This window comes from Serratia rhizosphaerae, from assembly GCF_009817885.1.
Classification (GTDB): Bacteria; Pseudomonadota; Gammaproteobacteria; order Enterobacterales; family Enterobacteriaceae; genus Serratia_B; species Serratia_B rhizosphaerae.
Genome location: NZ_CP041764.1, coordinates 4,895,893 through 4,917,497, shown reverse-complemented (window position 1 = coordinate 4,917,497; position 21,605 = coordinate 4,895,893). Strand labels below are relative to the sequence as shown.

General features: G+C 60.2%; 18 protein-coding genes. 4 read left to right on the top strand and 14 right to left on the bottom strand.

The window, feature by feature from the left end; translation table 11 throughout:
• The first annotated feature begins 19 nt into the window (after nt 1-19).
• Nucleotides 20-871: an aminoglycoside phosphotransferase family protein gene (locus FO014_RS22890; protein WP_160031204.1), complete on the top strand. Its 852-nt coding sequence runs from the start codon at nt 20-22 to the stop codon at nt 869-871.
• Here the strand turns inward: FO014_RS22890 and FO014_RS22885 are convergent.
• Nucleotides 836-1,336: a cupin domain-containing protein gene (locus tag FO014_RS22885; protein WP_160031203.1), complete on the bottom strand. Its 501-nt coding sequence runs from the start codon at nt 1,334-1,336 to the stop codon at nt 836-838. The genes FO014_RS22890 and FO014_RS22885 overlap by 36 nt on opposite strands.
• A 108-nt stretch (nt 1,337-1,444) precedes the next feature.
• Nucleotides 1,445-2,620, bottom strand: coding sequence for a benzoate/H(+) symporter BenE family transporter (locus FO014_RS22880; protein WP_160031202.1), 1,176 nt, complete (start codon nt 2,618-2,620; stop codon nt 1,445-1,447).
• 108 nt (nt 2,621-2,728) lie between these two features.
• Here FO014_RS22880 and FO014_RS22875 point away from each other — a divergent pair, with 108 nt between their 5' ends.
• A complete protein-coding gene (locus tag FO014_RS22875) occupies nt 2,729-3,289 on the top strand; it encodes a helix-turn-helix domain-containing protein (RefSeq protein WP_160031201.1) in 561 nt (186 codons plus the stop codon).
• Between the two features lie 178 nt (nt 3,290-3,467).
• On the top strand, nt 3,468-5,549 hold the full coding sequence (locus FO014_RS22870) for a prolyl oligopeptidase family serine peptidase (RefSeq protein WP_160031200.1): 2,082 nt from the start codon (nt 3,468-3,470) through the stop codon (nt 5,547-5,549).
• Nucleotides 5,550-5,617: 68 nt separating this feature from the next.
• Here FO014_RS22870 and dtpA read toward each other — a convergent pair whose 3' ends face one another.
• The 5 genes from dtpA to rsxD all read right to left on the bottom strand — a co-directional run bounded on the left by dtpA (nt 5,618) and on the right by rsxD (nt 10,786).
• Nucleotides 5,618-7,135 (bottom strand): dipeptide/tripeptide permease DtpA, encoded by a 1,518-nt coding sequence (gene dtpA, locus FO014_RS22865; protein WP_160031199.1) that lies wholly within the window; start codon nt 7,133-7,135, stop codon nt 5,618-5,620.
• A gap of 594 nt (nt 7,136-7,729) precedes the next feature.
• A complete protein-coding gene (gene nth / locus FO014_RS22860) occupies nt 7,730-8,371 on the bottom strand; it encodes an endonuclease III (protein WP_105231024.1) in 642 nt (213 codons plus the stop codon).
• Entirely contained in the window at nt 8,368-9,066 is a 699-nt protein-coding gene (locus FO014_RS22855; protein ID WP_105231025.1) for an electron transport complex subunit E, read from the bottom strand. Before FO014_RS22855 ends, nth begins: the two co-directional genes overlap by 4 nt.
• Entirely contained in the window at nt 9,059-9,691 is a 633-nt protein-coding gene (rsxG, locus tag FO014_RS22850) for an electron transport complex subunit RsxG (protein WP_160031198.1), read from the bottom strand. Before rsxG ends, FO014_RS22855 begins: the two co-directional genes overlap by 8 nt.
• A gap of 9 nt (nt 9,692-9,700) precedes the next feature.
• Nucleotides 9,701-10,786 (bottom strand): electron transport complex subunit RsxD, encoded by a 1,086-nt coding sequence (gene rsxD, locus FO014_RS22845; protein WP_160031197.1) that lies wholly within the window; start codon nt 10,784-10,786, stop codon nt 9,701-9,703.
• Nucleotides 10,787-11,453: 667 nt separating this feature from the next.
• Here rsxD and FO014_RS22840 point away from each other — a divergent pair.
• Nucleotides 11,454-12,344, top strand: coding sequence for a helix-turn-helix domain-containing protein (locus FO014_RS22840; protein WP_105231028.1), 891 nt, complete (start codon nt 11,454-11,456; stop codon nt 12,342-12,344).
• A 142-nt stretch (nt 12,345-12,486) separates the two neighbouring features.
• Here FO014_RS22840 and rsxC read toward each other — a convergent pair whose 3' ends face one another.
• From rsxC to gloA, 7 genes are all read right to left on the bottom strand, one after another.
• Entirely contained in the window at nt 12,487-14,718 is a 2,232-nt protein-coding gene (gene rsxC / locus FO014_RS22835) for an electron transport complex subunit RsxC (protein ID WP_160031196.1), read from the bottom strand.
• Nucleotides 14,711-15,286 carry an electron transport complex subunit RsxB gene (gene rsxB, locus FO014_RS22830; protein ID WP_105231030.1) on the bottom strand — a complete coding sequence of 192 codons (576 nt, stop codon included), beginning with the start codon at nt 15,284-15,286 and terminating at the stop codon, nt 14,711-14,713. The genes rsxC and rsxB overlap by 8 nt, the downstream gene beginning before the upstream one ends.
• Nucleotides 15,286-15,867 (bottom strand): electron transport complex subunit RsxA, encoded by a 582-nt coding sequence (gene rsxA, locus FO014_RS22825; protein WP_015672219.1) that lies wholly within the window; start codon nt 15,865-15,867, stop codon nt 15,286-15,288. The genes rsxB and rsxA overlap by 1 nt, the downstream gene beginning before the upstream one ends.
• 147 nt (nt 15,868-16,014) lie before the next feature.
• Nucleotides 16,015-16,452 carry a DUF2569 domain-containing protein gene (locus FO014_RS22820; RefSeq protein WP_105231031.1) on the bottom strand — a complete coding sequence of 146 codons (438 nt, stop codon included), beginning with the start codon at nt 16,450-16,452 and terminating at the stop codon, nt 16,015-16,017.
• Between the two features lie 159 nt (nt 16,453-16,611).
• Nucleotides 16,612-18,678 carry a carbon starvation CstA family protein gene (locus tag FO014_RS22815; RefSeq protein WP_105231032.1) on the bottom strand — a complete coding sequence of 689 codons (2,067 nt, stop codon included), beginning with the start codon at nt 18,676-18,678 and terminating at the stop codon, nt 16,612-16,614.
• Nucleotides 18,679-18,936: 258 nt separating this feature from the next.
• The gene (locus FO014_RS22810) at nt 18,937-20,871 is read right to left on the bottom strand and encodes an exoribonuclease II (RefSeq protein ID WP_160031195.1); all 1,935 of its coding nucleotides are present in this window, start codon (nt 20,869-20,871) and stop codon (nt 18,937-18,939) included.
• A 175-nt stretch (nt 20,872-21,046) separates the two neighbouring features.
• On the bottom strand, nt 21,047-21,574 hold the full coding sequence (gene gloA / locus FO014_RS22805) for a lactoylglutathione lyase (protein WP_160031194.1): 528 nt from the start codon (nt 21,572-21,574) through the stop codon (nt 21,047-21,049).
• Between the last annotated feature and the right edge of the window lie 31 nt (nt 21,575-21,605).

Sequence of the window (21,605 nt, the reverse complement as noted above, 5' to 3'; positions counted from 1 at the left end):
ATCAAGATGCGAGAGGGCGATGAATCAGGCTTTTACTCCTTACCTGCAGCGCTGGGCGCTGACGCCGGACGGTAAGGCATTTGAAACCCATAGTAGCCTATTGATGCCGGTGCGCCACCAGGGGGCGCCGGCGATGTTGAAAATTGCCCGTGAGCCGGAGGAAAAATTCGGCGCACGGCTGATGTGCTGGTGGCAGGGCGACGGCGCGGCGCAGGTGCTGGCCTGTCACGGTGATGCCCTGCTGCTGGAGCGCGCGCAGGGGGCGCAGTCGCTGACGCAGCTGGTGCGTGCCGGTGATGACGAGCGGGCAACGGCAATCCTGTGCCAGGTGGTCGCCCGGCTGCACAAACCGCGCGCGCAGCCGCTGCCGACGCTGATAGCGCTGGACCAGTGGTTTGGTTCGCTGTGGCCGGCGGCGCAGGCGCACGGCGGCATGCTGCGGCTGAGCGCCAGCGTGGCGGCGGAACTGCTGGGCAGCCCGCGCGAGCAGTGCGTGTTGCATGGCGATATCCACCATGACAACGTGCTGGATTTCGGCGAGCGCGGCTGGCTGGCCATCGATCCCAAGCGCCTGTATGGCGAGCGCGGTTTTGATTACGCCAATATCTTCTGCAATCCCAATTACGGTATCGCCACCGATCCGCAGCGCTTTCAGCGGCGCGTTGAGCAGGTATGCACGTTGGCCGGCTTTGAGAAGCGGCGTCTGCTGCAGTGGATCCTGGCCTGGGCCGGGCTGTCCGCAGCCTGGTTTATGGAGGACGGCGATACGGCGGATATCGATTTTCGCGTGGCTGAACTGGCGGCGACCGCGCTGGGGCTGTCGCCGCCGGACGACTCAGGGTTCATCCTGCCAGTAATCGAGCGACGCTGAAGGACGCTGCAGATAGCGCGCCTGATAATCGCCGGTAAACGCCATGGCCTGATACTTGCCGGAATCCGGGTACTCCACCAGCTCCGGCTGTTCGCGGGTACTGATGGAAAGATAGGTCAGCGGCGCATCGGAGCTATTGATGAGCTGGTGAGGATAGTCCGGCCCCGGCGGGATAAAAATGGTATCGCCGGCGCTGACCGGCAGCATTTCGCCGGCCACGCGCAGGGTGCCACAGCCTTCCAGAATGATAAACATCTCTTCCTGCCCGTAGTGGAAATGATAAGGGCAGGAGCGTTTGCCGGGGGCGACGGTATCGATGGAGGCACCGAGCTTGCTGGCGGCGGTGCCGGTACCCAGCCGCGCTGACAGGCTGTCGTACAGCGGCGGCCGGCTGTCGTGGCGTTTGGCGATCTGATGGTAATTGCGGATCAGTTTCTGGCGTAGCTGTGCGGCATGTTCAGACATAGATTCGTTACCCCGTCACTTATTCGTGGAGTGAGCGTTGTACAAGCAGAGCCGGCCAACGCGCTGGATCTCAGTTAACCAGAATATCCGCCCGGATGCGACCCGTCTTCAGCGCATTGCCCGTGCCGGCCACGCCAGCAGCAGATGGGCGAATACGCCGCCAACCAGCCCCCAGAACGCCGCACCGACGCCAAACAACGTAATACCGGAAGCGGTGATAAGAAAAGTAATCAGCGCAGCGTCGCGCTGCCGTTCATCGTGTAGAGCACGTTGCAGACTGCCGCCAATGGCGCCCAGCAGCGCCAGCCCGGCGATAGTGTGGATCAGCGCCACAGGCAGCGCGCTGAGCAGCAGACCGATAGCGCCGCCGAATAGCCCGGCCAGCAGGTAAAAGCCGCCGGCCGCCATCGCGGCCAGATAGCGTCGTTTCGGATCCGGGTGCGCGTCCGGCCCCATACAGATGGCGGCGGTAATTGCGGCGATGCAGACGGAAAAACCGCCGAACGGCGCCAGCAACAACGCGGTAAGCGCGGTCCAGCTAATCAGCGGCGAGGTGGGAACCTGATAGCCGGCGGCGCTGAGCGTGGCAATCCCCGGCGCATTCTGCGACGCCATGGTGACGATAAAGAACGGAACGCCGATCCCTAGTAGTGTAGAGAGACTGAACTGCGGCGCGATAAACTCGGGCGGTGCGATGGCGCCGTGTAACGGTATCGGCGCGATCGTGCCCTGCAGCGCGGCGACCGCCAGCCCGGCCAGCAGCGTCAGCACAATGGCGTAACGCGGCAGCAGACGGCGCGCCAGCAGATAAGCCAGACACATGGAGCCGGCCAGCGGCAGGTTGCTCTGCAGCGCGCCGAAGGCGTCTAGCCCGAAGCGCAGCAGAATGCCCGCCAGCATCGCGGCGCAGATCGACGGCGGAATAATATGCATCAGCCGGGCGAACAGTCCGGTGACGCCACACAACAGAATCAGCCCGGAGGCGAAGATAAACACGCCGATGGCTTCCGGCAGCGAGGTGCCGGGCAGGCTGGTCACCAGCAGTGCCGCGCCGGGGGTTGACCAGGCGGTGAGAATCGGCGTGCGGTAATACCATGACAGCCCCAGTGAACTGACGCCCATCGCCAGCCCGAGCATACTCAGCCAGCCGCCGATTTGCTGCGCGCTGGCGCCGGCGGCCGCAGCCGCCTGAAAGATAATCGCCGCCGAACTGGTATAGCCTACCAGTACGGCGACAAAGCCGGCGATCAATGCCGGCAGGAATATGCCGTTTGCCCGTTTCATCCTATCCCCTGGTGTTTGTGCGTTATAGCGCACGATTGCGCCGAGCATAGCACTGTGCGTTATAGCGCACAAGGCGCTATAATCGGCCCAGCAATGCGAGGAGAAACTATGCAACCAATGAGCGGCCATCTGGCGCAAACCCTGAAAGCACTGCGTCATCAGCGCGGTTGGAGCCTGAGCCAGACTGCCGATCAAACCGGCGTCAGCAAGGCAATGCTGGGACAAATTGAGCGTGAGGAGTCCAGCCCGACGGTGGCGACGCTGTGGAAAATCGCCACCGGTTTTAACGTGGCGTTTTCCGCTTTTCTGGCGCCGTCATCGCCGCCTACGCCGACGCTGCACCGTCAGGGAGCGCTGCCGGCCTTTATGCAGGAGAACGCCGCCATGCGTGTGACGCCGCTGTTCCCGTTTGACGCGCAACTGGGCTTTGATATGTTCGCCATCGAGCTGGCGCCCGGCGCCTTCAGCGAATCGACGCCCCACGAGCCGGGGGTGATCGAACATGTGGTGGTGCTGAGCGGCGAGTTGGAGCTGGCGATCGACGATTGCTGGCACCGTCTGGCGGCCGGTGAGGCGATGCGCTTTCAGGCCGACCGTCCCCATGCCTACCGCAATAGCAGTGCGCAGGCGGTGCATATTCACGATCTGATCCATTACCCGCGTACTTAACCCGCTCGCCGCGTTTTGACAGCGTGGCGCTGAATGGGTAGTTTGTTGATAATCACTCTCATTTGATTGTTTAACCGTGCCGGTTATGCCGCACAGCAAAAGGAGCTTGATGGTGCCGTTCGCTAATCGACGTCAATTTCTTAAACTCGGTGCACAAACCGCAGGAGCCGTTATCGCCATGACTTCACTGCCTAACAGTATCCGTCTTGCCATGGCGGGCGCGCAGCCGCCCGCTGACGATCAGCTGTGGCTGGAACCCTTGCAGGGGAGCGAAGCGCTCAACTGGGTCAAACAGCAGAATCAGCGCACGCTGCAGCAGTTTGCGCAGGGCAGCGCCTTTCCGCAGTTGGAAAAACAGGTGCTGGATATTCTGAATAAAGAGACGCAGATCCCCTGGGTCACCAAATTTGGCGACTATTACTACAACTTCTGGCAGGACCAGAAAAATCCGCGCGGCCTGCTGCGGCGCGCCACGCTGGACGAGTACCGCAAGCCGCAGCCAGTCTGGGAAACGGTGCTGGATATCGATGCGCTGGGCAAAGCGGAAGGGAAAGAATGGGTGTATCACGGTTCGCAGTCGCTGGAGCCAGAACATCGCTATTGCCTGATTAATCTGTCGCCGGACGGCGGCGATGCGGTGGAAGTGCGCGAGTTTGATTTACACAACAAACGCTTTGTCGAGCAGGGGTTCCGCCTGCCGGCGGCGAAAAGCGTGGTGTCCTGGGCCAGCGCCGACGAACTGTTCGTCGCCACCGATTTCGGCAGCGGCTCACTGACCCAGTCCGGCTACCCGCGTACGGTGAAGCGCTGGCGGCGGGGTACGCCGCTGGACAGTGCGGAAACGCTGTATCAGGCGCAGCCGGAGGATATGCGCGCCTATGCGTATCACGACGATACGCCCGGTTTTGAGCGCGACTATATCGTGCGCATGATCGACTTCTATCGGCAGGAAACCTTCTTGCTACATGCCAACGGCGAACAGCAGCGTATTGAGGTGCCGTCTGATGCGGAGATCAACAGCCACCGCGACTGGCTGCTGATTAAACCGAGAAACGACTGGCAACTGGAGGGGCGGACTTATCCAGCCGGCGCGCTGCTGGCAGCCAAATTCGACGACTATCTGGCCGGCAGGCGGAAGCTGGAAGTCCTGTTTACCCCCAGCGCCAACCAGGCGCTGAGCGGCTATAGTACGACGCGCGACCACCTGATCGTCGGCATTATGCAGGATGTGGCCAACCGCCTGGAGGTGCTGACGCCGCAGGGTGACAGCTGGCACTCCCGGCCGCTGGGCGTACCGGTCGAATTGAGCACCGTCGCCGCCGGCGGCATTGACAATAAGACCAATGATTATTTCCTGACGGTCAGCGGATTCCTGCAGCCGACGTCGCTGTATCTGGGCAGTCTGGACGATGAGGACGAACCTGAACTGCTGAAGCAGGCGCCGCAGGACTTTGCCGCCGATAAGTATCAGGTCAGCCAGCACTTTGCGACGTCGCAAGACGGCACGCGGGTGCCGTATTTCCAGGTGGCGCGTAAAGGGCTGCGACTGGACGGTGATAACCCGACGCTGCTGTATGGTTACGGCGGCTTCGACGTTTCCTTGCTGCCGAGCTATCTGGGGGCGCGCGCGCCGACCTGGCTGGAGCGGGGCGGCGTGTATGTTATCGCCAATATTCGCGGCGGCGGCGAGTACGGCCCGGCCTGGCACCGGGCGGCGCTGAAGCAGAACCGCCATCGCGCCTATGAGGATTTTGCCGCCGTGGCGCAGGATTTGATGGACAGAAAAGTGACATCGTCACGCAAGCTGGCGGCGCGCGGCGGCAGTAACGGCGGCCTGCTGGTCGGCAATATGCTGACGCACTATCCGCAGCTGTTCGGTTGTATCGTCTGTGAGGTGCCGCTGCTGGATATGCGGCGCTACACCAAGCTATCGGCCGGTGCGTCGTGGATTGCCGAATACGGCGACCCGGACAAGGCGCAGGAGTGGGAATATATCCGCACCTTCTCGCCGTACCATAACCTGAAGGCGGACGTTGCCTATCCACCGGTGCTGTTCCTGACCGCCACCAGCGACGACCGGGTCAATCCGGCCCATGCGCGTAAAATGGCGGCGCGTATGCAGCAGATGGGCTATCAGCAGGCGTACTTTTATGAAAATACCGCCGGCGGCCACAGCGCCGCGGCGGATAAGCAACAGTCGGCGTTTAACGCCGCGCTGGTCAGCGAGTTCCTTTGGCACAGCCTGAACGGCGCAGGCTAGGCGGTAGGGTAAACGACAGCATAAAAAAAGCCGGTCAGCTGACCGGCTTTTTTGTGCATCAGGAGCAATCAGTGGCTGGCAGAGGTCGCCGGCGCTTTCTGCGTGGCGTCCTCGGGGTTGTCCAGCGTCATGCGGTGCAGCTTCGGCGCGGTCAGCATCATCAGGATGGCGATCACCCCGGTCGCGATGCCGATCTGCAGGAAGACGTGGCTGTAAACCGCCAGTGAAGCGTGAGCGTCGTTAAGCTCGCCGGCCGGCGTAGCGGTCAGACCGGCCACTTTACCGGCGATCAGCGCGGCGGCGGCGGTGGTCAGGAACCAGGAGCCCATGATAAAGCCCATCAGACGCTGTGGCACCAGCTGCGCCACCATCGCCAGACCCAGGCCGGAAATCATCAGCTCGCCGATGCTCTGCAGCGCGTAGCTCAGAATCAGCCAGTTAACGGATACGATACCGGCGTCGTTAGCGAAGCTGGCGCCCCAAGGCAGCACCAGGAAAGCGCCGGAACACAGGATCATGCCGAAGGCGAATTTGTGCGGCATCGGCAGGCGGTCGCCCATTTTATTGTACAGGGCCGCCAGAATCGGGCTGGCCACCATGATCCAGAACGGGTTCAGCGCCTGATACTGTTCCGGTTCAAAAGGAATGCTCAGAATGCTGTGCTCCACGTTATGGATCGCAAAGAAATTCAGCGAGGTCGGCATCTGGGCATACAGCACGAAGAACACCACCGCTTCCAGCATCAGCAGGAAGGCGACGATCATCTTGCGGCGCGCGGCGCCCTGCATGGTGAAGGTCTCTTTGGCGAACACCAGCACGATGCCGGCAGAGATAATCGCCAGCGCCCAGCGGGCGATCGTCTGGTTGTGCAGCAGCCAGGTGGAGATGGCGACCAGCGCTACGATGCCTACCAGCACCATCAGCAGCTTCGGCAGGTGCAGCGGCTTGAAGTCCGGCTTGGAGCCGTGCTGCTTCACCCACTTCTTGCACATCATAAAGTTGACCAGAGTGATCAGCATACCGACCACGCTCAGGGAGAAGGCGACGCTCCAGCCATATTTGGCCGCCAGCCACGGGGTAGCCAGCATCGACATAAAGGAACCGATGTTCACCGACATGTAATACATGGTGAAGGCGCCGTCCAGGCGCGGGTCATCTTTCTCATAGCAGGTGGACAGCAGCGAGGACGGGTTGGCCTTGAACAGGCCGCTGCCGACGGCGATGGCCGCCATACCGAGGTAAACCCAGAAAATATCGTGGCCGGAGTAGGCCACCATGGCATAACCGGCCGCCAGCACCAGCGCTCCCAGCACGATGACGCGTTTGGTGCCGAGCACTTTATCCCCCAGCCAGCCGCCGATGGCGACAAAGCCATAGACCAGGGCGCTGAACGAGGAGAACAGGGTGATGGAGTCGGCTTCGCTCAGGCCGAGCATCTTGACCAGATACACCGCCATGATGCCCTGCAGGCCGTAGTAGCCGAAGCGTTCCCAGAGTTCGATAGAGAAGATCAGGTAGAATGCTTTCGGCTGCTTAAAAGCATTAAGGCTGATGTCTTCCGGGTGTTTGTTGTTTGCTGTTGACACAAGTACCTCGATTTTTCACAACCCGTCATAAGTGACAGGAAAATACAAAAGGTGATGCCGAAAGCATCCTTCTGCGTTGTTATAAGATGGGATGACGGCGGTTAATGTTCACTATCTTTGTCAACCTGGCAAGCTATTTGTCATATTCGGTTACATATAACGACGAGGCAGGGAAACAACTATGTTGCAAATGTTATGCAGAATTAACGTTTGAGTTTTTTTGATTTGCCGAGCTTTTGTTTTGTTTAAAAGATATTCAAGCCGCCTCTAGTGATATGTTCTGCTATTCGGATTTTTTTTAGACCATATCAATAGGTGTGAGTGATAATCTGTTGCAATGTCATGCATATCGCTTGTTTTGCGGAATTATAGAAATCTCGCAAAACTTGTAGCTAAGTTGTGAATGCATTGTTTCATCTGAATCGTGATACAGGCCGCAATTTTATGCTAATTTTTCGCTTGAAATTAAGTGGAATATCAGATTCTGCGGAAATCCACGATCTTGCCGAGGTTAATGCTGCGCAATATCACATTTTTGATAAAAAAGAGGCGTCAATAGGGGGAGGCCGGGCGTGGTATGCGCCCGGCGGCAGATCAGGCGTCCGGGTAGACTTTTTCTTTATATTCGCACAGGTCTTCAATCAGGCAGGAACCGCAGCGCGGCTTACGTGCGATGCAGGTATAACGCCCGTGCAGAATCAGCCAGTGGTGGCAGTCGACCTTGAACGCGGCCGGCACCACCTTCAGCAGCTTCTCTTCAACCTGGTCGACATTTTTGCCCGGTGCGAAGCCGGTGCGGTTGCTGACGCGGAAAATATGGGTATCGACAGCGATGGTCGGCCAGCCGAAGGCGGTATTCAGCACCACGTTGGCGGTTTTACGGCCGACGCCGGGCAGTGCTTCCAGCGCCGCGCGATCTTCCGGCACTTCGCCGTCGTGCTGTTCCAGCAGAATGCGGCAGGTCTTAATCACATTCTCCGCCTTGCTGTTAAACAGGCCGATGGTCTTGATGTACTCTTTAACGCCGTCCACGCCGAGCGCCAGCATGGCCGCCGGCGTATTGGCCACCGGATACAGCTTGGCGGTGGCCTTGTTGACGCTGACGTCGGTGGCCTGCGCCGACAGCAGCACGGCGATCAGCAACTCAAACGGCGTGCTGAATGTCAGCTCGGTGGTAGGGTGCGGGTTGTTGTCACGCAGCCGGGTCAGTATTTCCAGACGTTTTTGCTTATTCATGAGGCTTTCTCTGGCTCTCCGTGCTCCGGCGCCGCGTCGGCGATTGCCTGCGCCTTGCGCGCTTTCATTTTCTCATCAATCACATATTTTGCCGCCAGCATCAGTCCGAGGCCGATAAAGGCGCCCGGCGGCAGCATCGCCAGCAGCAGCGGGCTGTCGAAATGCACCACTTCAATACGCAGCACCTTGGCCCAGTTGCCCAGCAGCATATCGGCGCCGTCAAACAGCGTCCCGTTGCCGATCAGCTCACGCATTGAACCGAGCACGAACATCGCGCCGGTGGCGCCCAGGCCGATAAACAGGCCGTCGATCAGCGCCAGGTTGACTGGCTTTCTGGCGGCGACCGCTTCGGCGCGGCCGACCACGATGCAGTTGGTGACGATCAGCGGAATAAAAATCCCCAGCGACTGGTACAGGCCGAAGGCATAGGCGTTGATCAACATCTGCACGATGCTGACCGCGGCGGCGATAATCATCACATAGATCGGGATGCGCACTTCACTCGGCACCAGCCGCCGCAGGGCGGAGATGGAGCCGTTGGTGATCATCAGCACCAGCGTGGTCGCCAGCCCGAGGCCGAGGGCGTTGGTGGCGGTAGAGGTCACCGCCAGCAGCGGGCACAGCCCCAGCAGCTGCACCAGCGCGGAGTTGTTCTTCCACAACCCCTGAATCATTAACTCTTTTGCTTCACTCATTGGCTGCTCCACAGGCAGGTAAGTGGTCAAGTTTAGGCGGCAGCGTCTCCATATACAGCGCGGTGCGGCGCACGGCGTTGACTACCGCACGCGGCGTGATGGTGGCGCCGGTGAACTGGTCAAACATACCGCCGTCCTTTTTCACCGCCCAGCGCTTATCATCCGGCCCTTCGATTTTCTGGTTGCTGAAGAAGGTGATCCAGTTGCTGAGGCGCAGCTCGATTTTATCACCCAGGCCCGGCGTTTCATGGTGCTCAACCACCCGGCTGCCGAAGACGGTGCCGCTGAAATCAGCGCCGACCAGCAGTTTTATCGCGCCGGAGTAGCCGTCCGGCGCGGTGGTTTCCAGCGCGGCACCCACCGGTTTGCCCTGTTTGCGCGCCAGATACAGCCGGTGTGCGGCCGTGTCACCCAGCGCCGGATCTCTGACCAGATAGCACTCCGTCTGCATATCATTATCGTAATGTTCAGGCGGCAGCACCTGATCGAGCAGCGTTTTTTGCTGCAGCGCCGCCTGATGGGCGATGGTTTTTTGGGTCAACCCATTGACCACCGCGGTCATGCCGGTGGTGGCTGCGGCGAACAGGGCCAGCGTGGTGCCATGCTTGCGCATTGATTTTAGCATGATGGCTCCTTAGCGATGGCCGTAAACACGCGGCTGCGTGTAGTGATCGATCAGCGGTACGGTGATATTAGCCAGCAGCACCGCGAAGGCCACGCCGTCCGGGTAGCCGCCGTAAACGCGAATCAGCCAGACCAGTACGCCGATCAGGGCGCCGTAAATCAGGCGGCCTTTCGGCGTGGTGGAGGCGCTGACCGGATCGGTGGCGATAAAGAACGCGCCGAGCATGGTGGCGCCGGAGAACAGATGGATCAGCGGCGACGCCTGATGCGCCGGGTCAAGCTGCCAGGCCAGGGCAGAGCACAGCCCGATGGCGGCCAGCATGCTGAACGGAATCTGCCAGTGGATCAGCTTGCGCCCCAGCATAAACAGCCCGCCGGCGAGGAAACCGAGGTTCACCCACTGCCAGCCGATGCCGGCCAGCGCGCCGCCGAATATCGGCGTCTGCATCACCTGTTCTACCGAATGGCCGCTGCGCAGGCCGGTTTTGAAGCCGTCCAGCGGCGTGGCCTGGCTGACGCCGTCAACGCCCAGTTGCAGCTGGTGCAGGGAAAGCCCCTGGCCGGTCTGGCCGCTGAAAATACTCAGCAGCACATCATGAAACGGCAACCCTTCGGCGCGCAGCGCTTCCGGCGGTAACCAGCTGGTCATCTGTACCGGGAAGGAGATCAACAGTACCACGTAGCCGACCATCGCCGGGTTGAACGGGTTTTGTCCCAGGCCGCCGTACAGCTGCTTGGCGATCACAATGGCGAACAGCGTGCCGATAACAGCCATCCACCACGGCGCCAGCGGCGGCAGGCTGATGCCGAGCAGCAGGGCGGTGAGCAGGGCGGAGTTGTCAGCCAGCCGGGCGCGCACCGGCTGTTTGCGCAATGCCAGCACCGCGCCTTCCGCCAGCAGGGCGGTGGCCATTGCCAGCGCCGTCTGCACGAGAGAACCGTAGCCGAAGAACCAGATTTGCGCGCCCAGCCCCGGAATGCACGCCAGCATCACCCAGAGCATAATACGGCTGGTGTTTTGCTGATTGTGGGTAAAAGGGGAACTGGCGATATGTAAGCCTTTGGTGGCAGACTGTTTTACCGGCCTAAACTTCATAGAGTCACTACACCTGTTTGTCCCGCCATTATGACAGGATTACTTTATCAATAACTTGCCGTCAGTTTAATGTAAAAACAACGACTTAAATTCATATCCCGCAGGGCCGCCGAGTGTGGGGCGGTGCCTGCGCGCGGGTAAAATATGGGGGCTCTCAACGCGATAGCGTTGTCAGAAAGCCCGGTATCCGGCCGTGCGGCTTCCTGCCGAATGAACAGAACCGGCGTAGTTTACATTGAACAGCGCGCTATCACTATTATCTGTCACATTGTTTTTCATTTCTTTCGGCGGTTCTCCGGGCTGAAACTACATGGTCACCTAGTGCCGCCGGGGACGTTGCACGGGGGATGCACATGTTTTGCACGATCGCCCGACGCGGAGTGTAAAACCCGTTCCCTGGGCACAAACGCTGCAGCAATAAGTAAGGCTCAGGGTTTTTAATCGCCGTTCTTCACCTTAATTCATGCCATACTGTGGTTTTATTCAGCAACGTTTTGCGTTAGCTTAATCCTAGACAATACGGGGGCGCAGTATAAAATCGCGCGGAACCTAATCCCACAATCCTAACATGTTATTTTAGGTACATTTTTTCGCACAAAATATCAACCATGATATAATGTATACAGGTTACTATCCCGAGTCTTACTAAGTTAGTGAATTGATAATAATGACGAATGAAGACATATTTTTTATTGAAGAGCTGATCGAGTGGGTTGAAATACATCTGGAAACACGCCCGAACCTGGATGAAGTGGCACGCATCTCCGGTTACTCCAAATGGCATCTGCAACGTAAATTCAAGCGCATCACCGGCATTCAGCTGGCGACCTATATCCGCTCGCGTATCCTGACCCGCGCGGCGGTGGCCCTGCGCATTACCCACCGCTCAATTATCGATATCTCTGACGAACTGGGCTTCGATTCACAACAAACGTTTACCCGCATGTTTAAACAGCGCTTTGGCACCACGCCAAACCGCTACCGCTCCATGGAAAAATGGGACGTAAAAAATCTGATGCCGCGCTTTAGCTTCGAGGCGCAGTATGACAAAGGCTACTACCCGGAAGTCAAACGGCTGACGCTGCCGGAAATGCAGCTGGTCGGTTTTTCACGCCAGCTGGATTTTGAAGAACAAGAGATTGAGCACGACTCCTGCATGGCGATGAAAGATGAAATCTTCAACGACTTTTTCAAGGGGCTGGACGTCGGCTGCCGCAAGGTTTACAGCATCTACTCCGCCCGGCTGCAACATGAGGGGCTCTGTTCCGGCATCCATTCGATGGCGGTCGAGGCGCAGCACCGTAAGGATATTGTGTCCGGTCATCATACCGACAATATTACGCTGCCGCCGCGGGAATATATCTCAATAACCCATAAGGGCTCGGCCAAAGAGTGCATCCAGTTTTTTGCCTACCTGAGCACTCATGTGATGCCGGGTTTGCGTCATGACGTGAAGGGCAGCGTGGAGATGGAGATTATCGAGATTAACGAATGGCAAATGGATGCTAAACTGCGTCAGATTGACGTTGACTATACCTACCTGATTTCTATCGACTAATTTCACACGCCGGCTGGCAATCCGTTTACTCAGGGTTGCGTACGCCGCGTGGGGAACCCCGCACCTTCACGATCTTTTCTCTACACTTTATCTTGTGTATGCGACGAAGTAAAAACGCCTCGCGCTACGCGAGGCGTTTTGGTCAGGACTGTTTTTCCGTTTCTGCCTGCTGAGCGGCTTTTTTGGCCTTCACACGGGCGATGGCGGCAGCGACGGCGGCCTTGCGCGGATCGGCGTCATCCGCCGAGGCAGGTGCCGGCGTTTCAGCCGGTGCGACGTCCGGTTGCTGGGCGGCTTTCTTGGCCTTGACGCGGGCGATAGCGGCGGCAACGGCGGCTTTGCGCGGATCGGCATCGCTGTCCGCTGCGGCAGGCGCCGGGGGTTCAGCCGGCGCGCTGTCGGCCTGCTGTGCAGCCTTCTTGGCTTTGGCGCGGGCGATAGCGGCGGCAACGGCGGCCTTGCGCGGATCGGCATCGCTGTCCGCTGCGGCAGGCGCCGTGGTTTCAGCCGGTGCATCGTCGGCCTGCTGGGCGGCTTTCTTGGCTTTGGCGCGGGCGATAGCGGCAGCAACGGCGGCCTTGCGCGGATCGTCGGCATCGCTGTCCGCTGCGGCAGGCGCCGGGGTTTCAGCCGGTGCATCGTCGGCCTGCTGGGCGGCTTTCTTGGCTTTTACCCGCGCCAACGCGGCGGCAACGGCAGCTTTACGCGGATCGTCAGTCTCAGCGGCGTCAACCGCAGGCACGTCAACCGTCGGCTGCTGCGCTTTGCGTTCCCGCGCCTGCGCTTTGCGCGCCTCGCGGGCGGCGATGGCGGCGCTGTTATCCGGCGTAGCGCCCGGTTGTACTTCACCGGTCGCCGCATCGTTTTTACTGCGTACGCGCGCCAGCGCCGCCTGAACGGCGCTTTGGTCGTTATCGGTCAACTTGACCGCCGCCTTCTTGTGGCGCTCTTCACGCGCCAGTTTCTCACGTTCCATACGCGCCTGTTTGGCTTCGTAGCGTGCTTTGGCTTCGGCGGCGCGCGCCGCTTCCTGATCGATCGCCTTGATTTCCGCCTTTTCCTGGCGGTAATACTGCACCAGCGGGATATTGCTCGGGCACACATAGGCGCAGGCCCCGCACTCGATACAGTCAAACAGATTATGCTGGCGCGCCTTGTCGTGCTCCTGGCCGCGACTGAACCAGTACAGCTGCTGTGGCAGCAGCCCGGCCGGGCAGGCGTCGACGCACAGCCCGCAGCGGATACAGGACTGTTCCGGCTCCTGCGGCGCCATCTCATCCACGGTCGGCGCCAGCAGGCAGTTGCTGATTTTCACGATCGGCACGTTGAGCGCGGGCAGGGTGAATCCCATCAGCGGGCCGCCCATCACCACCATCTGCTGGCTTTGCGGCCGGAAACCGGCGAATTTCAGCAGATGCTCCACCGGGGTGCCGATGCGCGCCCACAGGTTACCCGGCTGACTCAGCGCCTCGCCGGTCAGCGTCACAACGCGTTCGATTAACGGTTCGCCGTCGACGATGGCGCGTTTAATGGCGAAGGCGGTGCCGACGTTCTGCATCAGCACGCCGATGGCGGAAGAGTGTTTGCCATGCGGCACTTCTTTGCCGGTCAGAATCTTGGTCAGCTGCTTGGCGCCGCCGGAAGGGTATTTGGTCGGGATCACCCGCAGACCAATGCCCGGATGCGCGCGCAGCGCTTCTTTAAGGGCGGCGATGGCCTCCGGTTTATTGTCTTCGATGCCGATCAGCGTGGTTTTAGGCTGCAGCAGATGACGCAGGATATCGGTGCCCTGCAGAATTTCTTCCGCGCACTCGCGCATCAGGCGGTCGTCGGCGGTTATATAAGGCTCGCACTCGGCGGCGTTGAGGATCAGCGTTTCGACTCCGTGGGCGCCGCCCTGCAGTTTGCTGGCGGTCGGGAAACCAGCGCCGCCCAGGCCGGCGATACCGGCCTGATGGATGCGCCGGAGCAGCTCGTCGGCGTCCAACTGGCGATAGTCGGCCGCCGGCTGACGTTCACACCAGCGGTCTTCGCCGTCAGGACGGATAATCACGCACAGTTCGGCCAGCCCGGACGGGTGGGCGGTGATATGCGGTTTGATGGCGATCACCGTGCCGGAGGTGGGGGCATGTACCGGCAGGGTACGGCCGCGGCCCATGGTCAGCGGCTGGCCTTTCAGTACGCTGTCGCCGGCCTGCACCAGCAGTTCGCCTTCCGGCCCCAGGTGCTGCTGCAGCGGGATGATAAAGGTGTCGGGCAGCGGTGCCGTGCGCAGCGGCGCGCCGCTGGACTGCGTCTTCATTTCAGGTGGATGGATCCCGCCGTCGAAATCCCAAATGCGATCTTTTTTAAAGGCGGTGAACAGATTAAACATGTTGCTCCACGTGAATGACTTGCACCGGGATGGTCTTCATATCCCATTTCCAATTGGCGGTGGTGGCGGCGACCGGGATCATTTCAATACAGTCGGTCGGGCACGGCGCGACGCACAGATCGCAGCCGGTGCACTGATCGGCAATAACGGTGTGCATGGCGCGGGTGGCGCCGACGATGGCGTCTACCGGGCAGGCCTGAATACATTTGGTGCAGCCGATGCAGTTGGCTTCATCGATAAACGCCACTTTACGCACCGGCTGGGCGACTTCCTCACCGCCGTCCAGCGGCTGAGGCTCGACGTTGAGCAGTTCGGCCAGTTTCAGCATAACCTGCTCGCCGCCCGGAGCGCATTTGTTGATCATCTCGCCGTTGGCGACCGCCTCGGCGTAGGGGCGGCAGCCGGGATAACCGCACTGGCCGCACTGGCTCTGCGGCAGGATCTCATCGATCTGCTCGGCAACCGGGTCTTCTTCCACCTCAAAACGGCGCGCGGCAAAACCGAGCACCACGCCAAACAGCAGCCCGAGGGCGCTTAATGCCGCAACGGCAATCCACAACGCGCTCATTAGAATTTCACCAGACCGGTAAAGCCCATAAAGGCCAGAGACATCAGCCCGGCGGTGATCAACGCGATGGACGAACCGCGGAACGGCGCAGGTACATCGGCAACCGCCAGACGTTCACGGATGGCGGCGAACAGCACCATCACCAGCGAAAAGCCCGCCGCGGCGCTAAAGCCGTAGACGGCGGACTGCAGGAAGTTGTAGCCCAGGTTGATATTGAGCAGCGCCACGCCGAGCACCGCGCAGTTGGTGGTAATCAGCGGCAGGAAGATGCCTAACAGACGGTACAGCGCCGGGCTGGTTTTACGCACCACCATTTCGGTGAACTGCACCACCACGGCGATTACCAGGATAAACGCCAGCGTCCGCAGGTAAATCAGATCGAGCGGCACCAGAATAAAGGTGTTGATCACCCAGGAGCTGATAGACGCCATGGTCATTACAAAGGTGGTCGCCATGCCCATGCCGATGGCGCTCTCCAGCTTCTTGGAGACGCCCATAAACGGGCAGAGGCCAAGAAACTTCACCAGGACAAAGTTGTTCACCAGCACGGTGCCGACAAAAAGAAGCAGGTATTCGGTCATTGCAACGCCTAAAAAAAGAAAAGCCGCTTATTATCGGAAATCAGCGGTAGAACGACAACCTATGAATCGCAGGGATCATACCTTTTCGTTCTGTTTTGGTCAAAAAACGCACGAATTACCGTTCGAATCGTGCGTTTCCTGCTGAAATTATTCGGTAAAAGTCTGTTTCACCCGCTGCGAGCGACGCAGATAAGGGACAAAAATCGCCGCCATCAGCAGCGGCCAGCCCAGGCTGCGCACCGCCACTTCGTCGGGAATCGGCGCGAAGGCGAAGGATTTGATCGCCAGCAGCACGGTGATCAGCAGCCACACCAGAAACAGTTTGGGAAAGCGGTGCGAACGGTGGCAGAACAGCCACAGCAGCCACAGGGTAAAGACCCACATTGCCAGCGTTGTCAGCACGGAAAAGTACCACTGCAGCGTGAAGGCCTGCGCGTTGGTCAGCAGATATTCGCGCGACTCCGGGGTGATAATCGCCATCGCGTACAGCGCCAGCATCAGGGTGGCGCTGAGCAGGGTGACGATCAGATAGGCCATGGGGGCCAACAGCCAACCGCCAATGCGATTGTATTCAGCGTGGGACATAAACGGCTTCCTGGATAACGGGTTAAGGCAAACTGCGGCATAGAGTAGCGGGTAATGCCCACGCCGTCATCCCCATGCGTGCGGTGTTGAGGGGGAAAGCATTGCCGTGCGTCGACGGCAATGCTTATTCCGTTACGGAAACGGTCTCTGCTGCAGGCTTCAGGCCTGGCGGCTCTCCTCCCGCAGCGTTACCGGGCTTTCCTGCACCGTCGGCGTATTGGAGCGCAGCGCGCGGCGGATCACGAAGAAGGCCGAAATCAGCATGGTGACGGCAACCAGCATAAAGAACCCGCAGAGCGCGGCGTTAATCTGGTTGCTGAACACGATGGTCTGCATATCCTGCAGCGTCTTGGCCGGTGCGATAATCTCGCCGTGCTCGATGCCGGCAGAGAACTTGTTTGCCTGCGCCAGGAAGCCGATGCTTGGCTTTTCATGGAAAATCTTCTGCCAGCCGGCGGTCATCGAAGTGACGAACAGCCAGACGGTGGGCACGATGGTGACCCAGGCGTAGCGCTGCTTCTTCATTTTGAACAGCACCACGGTGCCGAGGATCAGCGCCATCGAGGCCAGCATCTGGTTGCCGATGCCGAACAGCGGCCACAGGGTGTTGATGCCGCCGAGCGGGTCGATCACCCCCTGATAGACGAAGAACCCCCAGCCGGCCACCGCTACGGTGGTGCCGGCCAGGTTGCCGAACCAGGAGCGGTTATTCGCCAGACGCGGAACCGCCACGCCCACCAGATCCTGCACCATAAAGCGGCAGGCGCGGGTGCCGGCGTCGACGGCGGTCAGAATAAACAGCGCCTCGAACAGAATGGCGAAGTGGTACCAGAAGGCCATCATCGCGCGGCTGTTGAACACCTCGCTGATAATATGCGCCATGCCGACGGCAAAGGTCGGCGCGCCGCCGGCGCGCGACAGCACCGAGTTTTCGCCCACTTCCCGGGCGATCAGCGACAGCGTTTCCGGCGTTACCACAAAGCCCCAGCCGTTGATCACCTGAGACGCGTTTTCCACCGTGGTGCCGATCAGCGCCGCCGGTGAGTTCATGGCGAAGTAGACGCCGGGGTCCAGCACCGAGGCGCAGATCAGAGCCATAATGGCGACAAAGGACTCCATCAGCATCGCACCGTAGCCGATAAAGCGCATGTGGCTTTCGCGCTCCACCAGTTTCGGCGTGGTGCCGCTGGATACCAGCGCATGGAAGCCGGAAATGGCGCCGCAGGCGATGGTGATAAACAGGAACGGGAACAGCGCGCCGGAGAACACCGGGCCGCTGCCGTCAATAAAGCGCGATACCGCCGGCATTTTCAGCTCCGGCATGGCGAACACGATACCCACCGCCAAACCGATAATGACGCCGATCTTCATAAAGGTCGACAGGTAGTCGCGCGGCGCCAGCAGCAGCCAGACCGGCAGCACCGACGCGACAAAGCCGTAAATCACCAGCACCCAGGTCAGCGTGGTGCCGTGCAGGGTAAAGAACGGCCCCCAGTAAGGGTGCTGCGCCACGTTGCCGCCGTAGATAATCGCCAGCAGCATCAGTACAAAGCCGATCAGCGAGATTTCGGCGATTTTACCGGGGCGAATAAAGCGCATGTAAATGCCCATAAACAGCGCGATAGGAATGGTCGCGGCGATGGTGAACAGCCCCCACGGGCTGTCCGCCAGCGCTTTGACCACCACCAGCGCCAGCGCCGACAGGATAATAATCATCACGCCCAGCGCCCCGAGCATGGTTATCACCCCGGCGAAGGCCCCCAGTTCCTGTTTGGCCATTTCCCCCAGCGAACGGCCGTCGCGACGGGTCGAGATAAACAGCACCAGAAAATCCTGCACCGCGCCGGCCAGCATCACGCCGATCAGGATCCAGATGGTGCCGGGCAGGAAGCCCATCTGTGCGGCCAGTATCGGCCCCACCAGCGGGCCGGCGCCGGCGATGGCGGCAAAGTGGTGGCCGAACAGCACCCACTTGTTGGTGGGCACGTAATCCAGGCCGTCATTGTGCCGTTCGGCGGGCGTCAGCCGGCGGTCATCCAGTTCAAACACCTTTTTGGCGATAAACAGGCTGTAGAAGCGATAGGCGATGCTGTAACAGGCGACGGACGCCACCACCAGCCAGACTGCATTGACGTGTTCGCCGCGGCTGAGCGCCAGCATGGCAAACGCGCCGGCTCCGACCAACGCCACCACCAGCCAGATAATTCCGGACTTGACGTTCTTCATGGTAAACAACTCCTTGGTGTGCAGAGAGATGAACAGAGATGTTGTTATGAATAATGTGTAACAGCTTAAAAATAGGAGTTTTAGGCGGGAAGAGAAGCCGGGCGGCGAAGAAATGTGAGGCTAGTATTGTTTTATTGTAAAAACAATGTGATGAGATAATGCGAAAGCGCGGCGCTATCGGCAGATACTGCCAATAAAAAGGCCGGGCAGTCAGCCCGGCCTCGGTAGTGTCGGCCTCCCAACGTGGGGAGAGCGGGGTTACGCCGCCGGTTTGGCGATCACGTTGCGGGTTTCCATGCGCACTTCCGCGATGTTGACCTGCAGCGTATCGCTCTGGCGGTAAACCACTTCGCCTTTCACCTGCACGGTGCCGGTATCCTGGCTGCACACCAGCTCATCGCGCACCGCATGGATAAATGGCGCCGGGATAAAGGCGACGGCGCCGTTATCCAGCAGGCGTACGCGCAGGCCGCCACGCGTCACATCGATGATCTCCGCATTGAAACGGGTATCGGTACCGGCTTTGTCCTGCAGGAAGCGGGCGTACAGCCAGTCGCCGACGTCGCGCTCTGCCATGCGGTTGGCGCGACGGCGCTCCGCCAGCTGCAGCGTCATGGCGTCCTGCGGTTTCTCCGCCGGCTGTTCGCTGATGATCGCTTTCAGCAGGCGGTGGTTGACCATATCGCCGTATTTACGGATCGGTGAGGTCCAGGTGGCGTAGGCTTCCAGCCCCAGGCCAAAGTGCGGGCCGGGTTCGGTGCTGATTTCCGCAAAGGTCTGGAAACGGCGGATGCGGCTGTCGAGGAACTGGGTCGGCTGAGCGTCCAGATGGCGTCGCAGTTCGCAGAACCCGTCCAGCGTCAGCAGCTTCTCGGCGTCGGCTTCAACGCCGTTGGCCTGCAGCACGGTGACGGCCTGTTCAACCAGCGCCGGGTCGAAGCCGTTATGCACGTTGTAGATGCCGAAGCCCAGACGGTCGCGCAGCACGAGGGCGGCGCAGACGTTGGCGGCGATCATGCACTCTTCAACGATGCGGTTGGCGATGCGGCGATGCTCGGTGATGATATCCAGCACCTCGCCTTGCTCGCCCAGCACGAAGCGGTAATCCGGTCGATCCTTGAATACCAGCGCATGCTGGTGACGCCAGGCGCTGCGTGCGGCGCAGACGCGCTGAAGCAGGGTGATCTGCTGGGCGATGGCGTCGCTTGGCGGCTGCCAGTCGCCGTTGCCTTCCAGCCAGTCGGAAACTTCGTCGTACACCAGCTTGGCTTTTGATTCGATCTCGGCGGCGAAGAAGTGAATATCGTCGCCGAGGGCGCCGTCGGCGGCGATGGTGACGCGGCAGGCCAGCACCGGACGGCGCTCATTGGCGCGCAGCGAGCACAGGTTGTCGGACAGGTCGCGCGGCAGCATCGGGATATTGAAGCCCGGCAGGTAGTTGGTAAAGGCGCGCACGCGGGCGATGTCGTCCAGCGCGCTGCCTTCATCGACGAAGGCGGTCGGATCGGCGATGGCGATGGTCAGCTGCAGCGTACCGTCGGCGTTCTCCTGCACCAGCAGGGCGTCGTCCATATCTTCGGTGCTGGCGCTGTCGATGGTGACAAAATCCAGCGCGGTCAGATCTGCACGCTGCAGAGCGTCGCTCGGCGCGTGGGTTTCCGCCATCTCCGGCGCTTCTTTCTCCAGATTGTGGCGCGCCAGCGTCACCCACCACGGCACGAAGTGGTCATCGGCGTGGGTGATGTACTGCGTCAGTTCGGCGTAAAACGTGCGGTCGCCCTTGAGCGGGTGACGACGCATCTCGGCCACCGCCCAGTCACCGGCCTGGAAGTCGTGGCTCAGGCCGCGCGCGGGGCGGCACTGGATGGCGTCTTTCAGCAACGGATGGTCCGGCACGATAGACAGGCGATCGTCTTTTTTCTGCACCCGGCCGACAAAGCGCGTCAGGAACGGCTCGACCAGCGAGTCCGGCTCCGCGATTTCGCGCTCTTTCTCCGTATGCAGCGTGGCGACGATGCGATCCCCGTGCATGACTTTTTTCATGTGCGGCGGTGGGATGAAATAGCTCTTTTGACCGTCTACCTCAAGAAAGCCAAAGCCTTTCTCAGTCCCTTTCACTACGCCTTCAACGCGTGGGGTCTGAGAGTGAAGTTGCTGTTTAAGCTGCGCCAGCAGCGGGTTATCTTGAAACATATCGTCCAGTGAATGGGTTGTGAGTGGCAAGATTTGCGGCTGACAGTTTTACGCGAATCACCCGCTGCGGGCAAGCCTGACGTCACGCTTTTCCCGGCGAGGCGGACTATTTTCGGTCATTCTGCGGGCGGGAGGGGGAAAAGCGTCCCGGCGAGCGGCCGGGACGGCGGGGCGATTACGCCTGCAGCGGCGTCGGCTGCAGGATCTCAATCCAGTAATCGTCCGGATCCTTGATAAACGCCACGTAGTTCATGCGCCCTTCGTGCAGGCGCTTCTGGAAGGTGACGCCCATCTGTTCGAAGCGTTCACAGGCGGCGCGGACGTCCGGCACGGTGACGCACAGGTGGCCGAAGCCTCGCGGTTCGCTATTGCCGTTATGGTACTGGAAATCCGGCTGGTTTTCCGTGCCGTGGTTGTGCGTCAGCTCCAGGATGCCCGGCTGGCTCAGCGCCCACTGCTTGCGCTGCACGTCGTCCTGCGGGATCTGGTCGCGCGGCACGCGGGCCAGATACACGATGGTAAACGCCGCCTCGGCGAAGTCTTCTTTATATACCGGCGTAAAGCCCAGTACGCGGGTATAGAAGTCCAGCGCCTTGGTCAGATCTTTTACGCGGATCATGGTGTGGTTAAACACATAACCGTCGGTAACGCTTTCCGGCTGGGCGGCGACGCCCGGCAGGTTTAATAATTCGTTCAGAGGCATAATTTTTCTCCTTGATGCTTCGTGTATGGCG

Excerpts from the sequence above, each read along its gene's own strand:
- FO014_RS22890 (WP_160031204.1), top strand. The coding sequence starts at position 20 with ATGAATCAGGCTTTTACTCCTTACCTGCAGCGCTGGGCGCTGACGCCG.
- FO014_RS22885 (WP_160031203.1), bottom strand. The coding sequence starts at position 1,336 with ATGTCTGAACATGCCGCACAGCTACGCCAGAAACTGATCCGCAATTAC.
- FO014_RS22880 (WP_160031202.1), bottom strand. The coding sequence starts at position 2,620 with ATGAAACGGGCAAACGGCATATTCCTGCCGGCATTGATCGCCGGCTTT.
- FO014_RS22875 (WP_160031201.1), top strand. The coding sequence starts at position 2,729 with ATGCAACCAATGAGCGGCCATCTGGCGCAAACCCTGAAAGCACTGCGT.
- FO014_RS22870 (WP_160031200.1), top strand. The coding sequence starts at position 3,468 with ATGACTTCACTGCCTAACAGTATCCGTCTTGCCATGGCGGGCGCGCAG.
- nth (WP_105231024.1), bottom strand. The coding sequence starts at position 8,371 with ATGAATAAGCAAAAACGTCTGGAAATACTGACCCGGCTGCGTGACAAC.
- FO014_RS22855 (WP_105231025.1), bottom strand. The coding sequence starts at position 9,066 with ATGAGTGAAGCAAAAGAGTTAATGATTCAGGGGTTGTGGAAGAACAAC.
- rsxG (WP_160031198.1), bottom strand. The coding sequence starts at position 9,691 with ATGCTAAAATCAATGCGCAAGCATGGCACCACGCTGGCCCTGTTCGCC.
- rsxD (WP_160031197.1), bottom strand. The coding sequence starts at position 10,786 with ATGAAGTTTAGGCCGGTAAAACAGTCTGCCACCAAAGGCTTACATATC.
- FO014_RS22840 (WP_105231028.1), top strand. The coding sequence starts at position 11,454 with ATGACGAATGAAGACATATTTTTTATTGAAGAGCTGATCGAGTGGGTT.
- rsxC (WP_160031196.1), bottom strand. The coding sequence starts at position 14,718 with ATGTTTAATCTGTTCACCGCCTTTAAAAAAGATCGCATTTGGGATTTC.
- rsxB (WP_105231030.1), bottom strand. The coding sequence starts at position 15,286 with ATGAGCGCGTTGTGGATTGCCGTTGCGGCATTAAGCGCCCTCGGGCTG.
- rsxA (WP_015672219.1), bottom strand. The coding sequence starts at position 15,867 with ATGACCGAATACCTGCTTCTTTTTGTCGGCACCGTGCTGGTGAACAAC.
- FO014_RS22820 (WP_105231031.1), bottom strand. The coding sequence starts at position 16,452 with ATGTCCCACGCTGAATACAATCGCATTGGCGGTTGGCTGTTGGCCCCC.
- FO014_RS22815 (WP_105231032.1), bottom strand. The coding sequence starts at position 18,678 with ATGAAGAACGTCAAGTCCGGAATTATCTGGCTGGTGGTGGCGTTGGTC.
- FO014_RS22810 (WP_160031195.1), bottom strand. The coding sequence starts at position 20,871 with ATGTTTCAAGATAACCCGCTGCTGGCGCAGCTTAAACAGCAACTTCAC.
- gloA (WP_160031194.1), bottom strand. The coding sequence starts at position 21,574 with ATGCCTCTGAACGAATTATTAAACCTGCCGGGCGTCGCCGCCCAGCCG.